Here is a 5578-nt window from a genome sequence, read left to right as displayed (position 1 = left end):
CCAACTACGCCGCCGCCAACGCCTTCCTCGACGCCCTCGCCACCCACCGCCACACCCACAACCAACCCGCACACTCCCTCGCCTGGGGACTCTGGAACACCCACCACGGCATGGCCACCCAACTCACCCAAACCAACATCAACCGCATGAACAACGGCCCCCTCCTCCCCCTCACCACCACCCAAAACCTCACCCACTTCGACACCGCCCTCACCACCAACCACCCCACCCTCCTCCCCATCAAACTCAACCCCCACCACCCCACCACCCCCCTCCTCCACAACCTCAACCCCCCCACCCCCACCCGACCCACCGCACACACCGCGACTCCCGCCGAAGCCGTCGATCCCTCCACGCTTGAGCAGCGGCTTGCGCCGCTCGCCGACGACGAGCGCCACCACCTGCTGGAGGACTTGATCTGTGTCGAGGTGGCCGCGGTACTCGGCCACGCCGATGCCTCGTCGCTCGCTCCGGGGCGTTCGTTCCAGGAGTCCGGATTCGACTCGCTCACCGCGGTGGAGCTGCGCAACAGGCTGAAGAAGGTCACGGGTCAGCGCCTGGCCGCCACGCTGATCTTCGACTACCCGACGCCGCAGGCGCTGGCGAAGTATCTGCTGGAGGAGATGCTTCCGGAGATCGAGGAGATCCGGGCGCGGCAGGACGTCTCCCCCGCCGAAGGTGTGGACGAGGACGCACTGCGTCAGGTGCTCGGCTCGGTCCCGCTGGCCCGTATCAGGGAGGCCGGTCTGCTGGACGCGCTGCTGGCGCTGGCGCCGTCCGGGGACGTGACGGCGGCCGGCTCGGCGCGCGTCGGTGACCTCGGCGCGAGCGGCCCCGGCAGCCTGCCCGGGCGAAGTGATCAGGGCGACGAGGGCGACCAGAGCGACGCGATCCTGGCCATGGACATCGACGATCTCGTTCGCGAGGCCTTCGAGCGCAGCGACTCCGAACAGCCTGAGTGACCGCGAGGGCCCCGGCCCCCGGCCCGCCCGGCCCTTCGTCCCCGTCGGCCCCGTTCTCCGGGGCCGACGGGGACGGGGCACTGCCCGGGCCAAGCGACTCAAGTGATACGAGCGACCGAGGAATGCGAGTGACTACCGTGGATACACCTGTCCAGAAGATCGCCGAGGCGCTGCGCAAGTCGCTGCTGGAGAACGAGCGGCTGCGTCGGCGCTACGACGAGGCCACGGCCGCCACCGCGGAGCCGGTGGCCATCGTGGGCATGAGCTGCCGTTTCCCTGGGGGTGTGGAGTCGCCCGAGGACCTGTGGTCGCTCGTCGACTCGGGCACCGACGCGATCACCGGGTTCCCCGACAACCGGGGCTGGGATCTCGACGGGGTGTACGACCCGGACGGGGTGCGGCCGCACACCAGTTACACCGGGCAGGGAGGGTTTCTGCACGGGGCGCCGGAGTTCGACCCGGCGTTCTTCGGGATGAGCCCGCACGAGGCGACCGCGACCGACCCGCAGCAGCGGTTGCTCCTCGAAGTCGCCTGGGAGGCGTTCGAGCGGGCGGGGATCGACCCCCGTGGCCTGACGGGCAGTCAGACCGGCGTGTATGCGGGCGTGATGGCCACCGACTATCCGGTGCGGGTGGGCACGGTGCCCGAGGGCGCCGAAGGGTTCATGGTCACCGGTACGGACGGCAGCATCGTCTCCGGACGCATCTCCTACACCCTCGGTCTCGAAGGGCCCGCCGTCTCGATCGACACGGCCTGCTCCTCCTCGCTCGTGGCACTGCATCTGGCCGTGCAGGCACTGCGTCAGGGCACCTGCTCCCTGGCCCTGGCCGGCGGCGTCACCGTGATGTCCACGGCCCGTACGTTCGTGGAGTTCAGCCGCCAGCGCGGGCTGGCCCTCGACGGCCGCTGCCGGTCGTTCGCCGACGCCGCCGCGGGCACCGGTTGGGGCGAGGGCGCGGGCATGCTCGTCTTGGAGAAGCTGTCCGACGCGCGCCGCAACGGTCGCCGTATCCTCGCGGTGGTACGGGGCTCCGCCCTGAACCAGGACGGTGCGAGCAACGGCCTCACCGCTCCCAACGGCCCCTCCCAGCAGCGGGTGATCCGCCAGGCGCTGGCCGACGCGGGCCTGAGCACCGCTGAGGTCGATGCCGTGGAGGCGCACGGCACGGGCACGGTGCTGGGCGACCCCATCGAGGCGCAGGCCCTGATGGCGACGTACGGCAGGGGCAGACCGGCCGACGACCCGCTGTGGCTCGGCTCGGTCAAGTCCAACATCGGGCACACCCAGGCCGCCGCCGGTGTCGCCGGTGTCATCAAGATGGTCATGGCGATGCGCAACGGCGTCCTGCCCAAGACCCTGCACGTGGACGAGCCCTCCACGAAGGTGGACTGGGAGGACGGGGCGGTGGAACTCCTCACCGAACCGGTGCCGTGGCAGCGCGACCGCCCGCGCCGCGCGGGGGTCTCCTCCTTCGGTCTCAGTGGCACCAATGCCCACGTCATCATCGAGCAGGCGCCCGACGCCGAAGTGGTCCCGGCTCCCGAGCCGGTCCTCGAACCGGCGGCCGCCACCGTGCTGCCCTACCTCATCACCGCGAAGAGCGAGGCGGCGCTGCGCGCTCAGGCGGGCCGGCTCGCCGAGCGGGTCGCGACCGACCTCGGAGTGCGCCCCGCCGACCTCGGATACTCGCTCGCGACCACGCGTGCCGCGCTGGAGCACCGGGCCGTACTGGTCGCGGACGGCAGGGACGGGCTCCTCGCGGGGCTGCGGTCCACGGCACAGGGCGACGCCCCCGACAGCCTGGTGAGCGGTACCGCCGCCGGACGCGCCAAGGTCGCGTTCGTCTTCCCCGGGCAGGGTTCGCAGTGGGCGGGCATGGCACTCGACCTGCTGGACCGGGCGCCCGTGTTCGCCGCGCACATCCGCTCGTGCGCCGAGGCCTTCCGCCCCCATGTCGACTGGGACCTGCTCGCCGTCCTGCGCGGCGAGCCGGACGCGCCCACCCTGGAACGCGTGGACGTGGTCCAGCCGGTGCTCTTCTCCGTGATGGTCTCGCTCGCCGAACTGTGGCGCGCGCACGGCGTGAAGCCCGCCGCGGTGGTGGGCCACTCGCAGGGTGAGATCGCCGCGGCGTACGTGGCGGGCGCGCTCTCCCTCGAAGACGCCGCCCGCGTGGTGACGCTGCGCAGCCAGGCCATCGCGCGCAGCCTGACCGGGCCCGGCGGCATGATGTCGGTGTCCTCGCCCGCCGACCAGGTCGCGGAACGGCTGGGCCGCTGGGAGGGCCGGCTCTCCGTGGCCGCCGTCAACGGCGCCGGTTCGGTCGCCGTGTCGGGTGACTCCGACGCCCTGGACGAGCTGCTGGCCGAGCTTCAATCCGAGGACATCTGGGCACGCCGGATCCCGGTCGACTACGCCTCACACTCCGCCCATGTGGAGTCCATCGAGGCGGAGTTGCTGGACCTGCTGGCCGACATCACGCCCCGCGCCTCGCGCATCCCGTTCTACTCGACCGTGACCGCCTCGCTGATCGACACCAGCGAGCTCGACGCCGCGTACTGGTACCGCAATCTGCGGCAGACGGTGCGTTTCGAGGAGACCACTCGGGCGCTGCTCGCCGACGGTCACAGTGTCTTCGTCGAGGCCAGCCCGCACCCGGTGCTGTCCATGGGCATCCAGGAGACCGGGGAGGCGGCGGGGCGGCCCGCAGGCGCGCTCGGCTCGCTGCGCAGGAACGAAGGCGGTATGGACCGGTTCCTGCTCTCGCTCGGCGAGGCCTGGGTCCAGGGGGTGCCGGTCGACTGGGAGGTGCCGTTCGCGCCGTACGCCCCGTCGTGGGTGGATCTGCCCACCTATGCGTTCCAGCGCAGGCCGTTCTGGCCGCACCCGGACACCGGAGGTACGGATGTGACCTCGGCCGGGCTCGACACCGCCGACCATCCGCTGCTGGGCGCCGTGGTGGGCCTTGCCGACGCGGACGGTGCGCTGCTTACCGGCCGGATCGGCCTCGACACCCATCCGTGGCTCGCGGACCACGCGGCCGGCGGCACGGTGCTGCTGCCCGGCACCGCGCTGGTGGAGCTCGCGGTGCGCGCGGGCGACCAGGTGGGCTGCGGCCGCATCGACGAACTCACCCTGACCGCACCGCTGTTGCTGCCCCCCAAGGGCGGAGTCCAGCTTCAGGTGTTCGTGGGTGTGCCGGACGCGACCGGTCGCCGTCCGGTCACCGTGCACTCGCGGCCGCCGGCGGAGCTCGGCGAGAGCACCGACCAGCTCAACGACGCCGACGGTTCCGACGCGGCGTGGACGGGGCATGCCAGTGGCTTCCTCGTGCCCGAGACGGCCCACCCGGAGCCTGCTCCCGGCGGGTCGGACGTGTCGGCAAGTTGGCCGCCCGAGGGCGCCGTCGCGCTGGACGTGACGGATCTGTACGCGCGGCTCGACGAGCAGGGGTACGGCTACGGGCCGGCCTTCCAGGGGGTGCGCGCGGCATGGCAGCGCGGCGACGAGGTGTTCGCGGAGGTGGCCCTGCACGAGGACGCCCGCGCCGAGGCCGCCAGGTTCGGACTGCACCCGGCGTTGCTGGACGCGGCTCTGCACGCCGCCGGGCTCGGCCCGTTCGACACCTCTGACGACCCTTCCGGCGAGGCGTCCCCCGACAGCACGGACACCTCCGGCCGGCAGATCCGGCTGCCCTTCAGCTGGAGCGGAGTGAGCCTGCGGGCGGTGGGCGCGGCGGCGCTGCGGGTGCGGGTCTCACCGGCCGGTGACGACGCGGTGAGCCTGCGTCTGTCGGATGCGACCGGCGCTCCGGTCGCATCCGTCGACGCGCTGATCCTGCGCCCGGTCCCGCTCGGCGGTCTCTCGGCCGCCCCGGCACCGCACCGTGACTCGCTGTTCCAGGTGGAGTGGCAGGCGGCGCCGACAGCAGAGGAGAGCCCGTCGGCACGCGTGGTGCCGTGGGCCCCGCTGTTCTGCGACGACGCCACCGGGAGCTCGGCCGGGCCCGAGGCGTCCGCGTACATCCCACTTGCCGCGCACACCCCACTTACCGCGTACACCTCACTGCTGCCGGCCGGCGAGCCGGTGCGCGCCGCGGCGCCGGACGAAGCCGCGGCCCCGCCGGTACCGGAGGTCCTGGTCCTCCCCTGCCCGCCGGTCGACCTCGCGGACGCCGAGCAGGTGCCGCAACGGCTGCGTGACGTGCTCGCCATGGTGCTGAGCGCATTGCAGCAGTGGGTGGCCGAGGAGCGCCCGCCCGCCGCCCGGCTTGCCGTGGTCACCCGGGGCGCCGCAGGTCCCGAGGGGCTGCCGGTGGACGTGGTCGGGGCCTCGGTGTGGGGCCTGGTACGCGCCGCGCAGGCCGAGATGCCGGACTGCTTCGTCCTGGTCGACTCGGACGGTACGCACGAGTCGGCGCAGGCGCTCGCTGCTGCGGTGGTGTCGAGTGGTGAGCCGGAACTGGCCCTGCGCAACGGCCAGACCTACCTGCCCCGACTCACCCGCGCCACCACCACAACCCAGCCCGCCCTCACCGGATTCGAGGACTGGGGACCCGAAGACACCCTCCTCATCACCGGCGGCACCGGAGGACTCGCCACCCTCCTCGCCGAA

The 5578-nt window shown here is 72.6% G+C and carries 2 protein-coding genes; both read left to right on the top strand.

Annotated elements, in window-relative coordinates:
- The coding region (locus ACGFW5_RS35235; protein ID WP_393838443.1) for a beta-ketoacyl reductase at positions 1-962 on the top strand (962 nt) is incomplete at its 5' end.
- A 137-nt stretch (positions 963-1099) separates the two neighbouring features.
- Positions 1100-5578 (top strand): acyltransferase domain-containing protein (locus ACGFW5_RS35230; protein ID WP_393838442.1); only part of this gene is annotated, 4479 nt, incomplete at its 3' end.

The organism is Streptomyces sp. NPDC048416, assembly GCF_043200435.1.
GTDB lineage: Bacteria > Actinomycetota > Actinomycetes > Streptomycetales > Streptomycetaceae > Streptomyces.
The sequence above is the reverse complement of the archived record's forward strand: the minus strand, read 5'-3'. Positions and strand labels throughout refer to the sequence as shown.